At 61.9% G+C, this 2750-nt stretch carries 1 pseudogene; it reads right to left on the reverse strand.

Annotated elements, in window-relative coordinates:
• Positions 1 to 2750: pseudogene (gene rhsB, locus ACJHXA_RS23670) on the reverse strand (rhs element protein RhsB); the annotation flags it as partial.

The raw sequence follows: 2750 nt of genomic DNA on the forward strand, positions 1-2750 counted from the left end.
CTTTCGACCAGCGGCTCTGCATATTGTGTCCGCGTGTAGTGCACCAGCCGGTGCTGACTGTCGTAATGGTACCGGTGGGTGCGCTCATCATCCGTACGGATACCCCCTTCCGGGATGAGGTCGGTTTTCTCCGTCAGCCTGCCGTAACGGTCATACCGGTAAAGATAGTGCGCGTCACGGGCGATACGGTTATCCGGCCACATGCTGAGGGTGCTGTCCGGGTGCAGCTCCGGGTCGGGCAGGCGGTTACCTGCCGGGTCTGTGGCATACGGGATGCGGATATCAAGGTTCGCTGCGGTGGTGTGAACGCCGGTCAGCCTGCCGGTGGTGCTGTAGCTGTAACTCCGGGTCTGGCGCGGGCTGCTGATGCGGATGAGTTCGCCGTTGTCGTTCCAGGTGTAATCGCGGTCAGACAGCAGGCTGTTCAGGTGCTGGCTCTGTAACTGCCCGGCAGGGGTATAAGCGGTGGTGAGTTCATAACGGCCGAAGCTGCGCAGCGTTTCCCGGTGCAGGCGGTCGCGGGTGTACTCCACCAGCGGTGTGTCGCCGAGTTTCATGCCTGCCAGGTAACCGCTGCCGTAGGTCAGCCATTCCACGGCGGGCAGGCTGTCCGGTATACAGCGGTTCGCCAGCCCCTGCGCGTTGTACGCATGTCTGGTCTCATGCTGCCAGAGCAGTGCTTCCGTCTGCGGGTGATGCACCGTCTGACGCTCACCGGTCAGCCGGCCTTTCTCATCATACCCGTAATGCACCGTCACCCGGTGCCCTTTGCTGATATGGCTGATGTCTGTCAGCCAGCCGCGTTCGTCATACTGCCACTGCTCTGCGGTTTCGCCATTCACGGTGCGGTGCGTGAGGCGGTCTGCTTCGTCATAGTGCCAGTGGGTGACCAGCCCCTCATCCTCGCTGCGGATAAGTTTGCCGGTCAGGTCGTGGTGATAACGCTGTGTGCGGCCGTCAAAGCCGGTTTCCTGTATCAGCCGGTCGAGTACATCGTAACGGAAGGTGGTGTGGCTGCCGTTTTCACTGGTCAGGCGGATGACCCGTCCGGCAGCATCGTATTCCATACTGCGCGTCAGACCGCCCTGCGTGGTACAGATGGCTTTTCCCCACGCATCGTACTGTGTCCCGTTTCTGCTGCCGTCCGGGGCAATGACGGCGGTCAGGTCACCGGCGGCGTTGTATTCATACCGCGTTTCATGGCCCTGCGTGTCTTTCACCGCAGTTAACTGTCCACGGCTGTCGTATGCGTGGTACTGGCTCAGGCCTTCCTCGCGGTGCACCGCCGTCACCTGACCAAAACGGTCATGGTCATAGCGGGTTACATAACCGGAACAGTCAGTGAAGGTCAGCAACTGACCGTAACGGCTCCACGTCATGGTTTTCCGGCTGCCGGTGGCATCTTCCGTTGCGCAGGGTAAGTCACTGTGTGGATTATCATAACGGTAGCGGGTGATATCGCCGTCAGGGGCGGTTTCCTGAATCAGACGGCCGGATTCATCATATTCCCGGCGCAATTCCAGCCCGTCAGGCCCGGTGGCTGACGTTAACTGGTTGTGGTGGTTATAGTAAAACGCCGATGCCCTGCCATCCGGCGTGGTTATGCGCGTGATGAGGCCCGTCACCACATCCGGGCTGTACTCTGTTGTCCGGCCTGCGGCATCCGTCTGTGCCCTGAGCCTGCCCACGGCGTCAAACTGACTCTGCGTGACGCTGCCGTCCGCGTGTTCCTTTTTCACCACCCGCTTCAGCCCGGCTTCGCCCTGCGTGTGCAGCACTTCACGGCGGTCCAGGCTGTCGGTGATGGTGATGCGGTCTTTCTCATACTGATACGTGTAGCTTAAGCCTGCCGGGTTTAGCTGTTCTGTCACCCGCCCGTCGCTGTCGTAACGGTAACGGATTTCCGGTCGGCCCGTGTGACGGTGCGCCACCATCCGGCCCCGGTATTTATCATCGTAAGTAAAGCTGCGCACCTGTGTATTGCTGCGGTCATACACTGCCGCCAGTTCGCCGCGCGGCGTCCAGCCATAGCGCACCAGCGGCGCGGCAGGTAAATTCTCCGGGTATTCCGGGTCGTGCGTCAGCCACACGGCAGACAGACGGATGCCGTTGTCCCGGCCATATTCGGTGTAACCCGGCAGGGTATCAGGAAAAGCGGACGGTTCCGTCCCGCCGGAAATGGCCTGCTGCCGGGCTTCTTCTGCCCGCTGCGCCTGCGTGGTCAGTACCAGCCGGAAGTGACGCCCGGCACCATCCGTCACGCCGGTGATTTCGCCGCTGAATTCACCGGCGGCTTCGTGGTGGAACGTCTGTGTGCGCCCGAAGCGGTCCACCAGCCCGGTCAGTACCCGGTACGGCGGCAGCGGCGCAGGCAGCACCTCATCCGCTTCCGGCACCCGCTCACACCAGCCGAGTACCCACCACGGCCCCTGCGGACTGTTTGTCGCCAGATAACGATGCGGACTCAGGCGAAGCTCTTCCGGCAGCGCCTGCCAGAGTGCGGCCAGCCGGTGACCTTCATCCAGTTTCGCCACGCCGCCGCGCACCAGCCACAGTGACTCGCTGCGGCTGTAACCGTCCTCACCGGGAAACAGGTGCTCAAAATACAGGCTTCTGCCGCCGTTATCACTGAGTATCAGTGTGTTATCGCGCAGCTGTAAGCGGATATCCGCAGGCATTTTCCAGCCGGGGCCGAGGCTCCCCACCGGCGCGGGCGTTTTTGTCCGGTAACTGCTGTAGGTGCGGGAGAG

It is taken from the genome of Escherichia sp. WS33 (assembly GCF_046486385.1).
In the GTDB taxonomy this organism is placed as follows: domain Bacteria; phylum Pseudomonadota; class Gammaproteobacteria; order Enterobacterales; family Enterobacteriaceae; genus ECMA0423.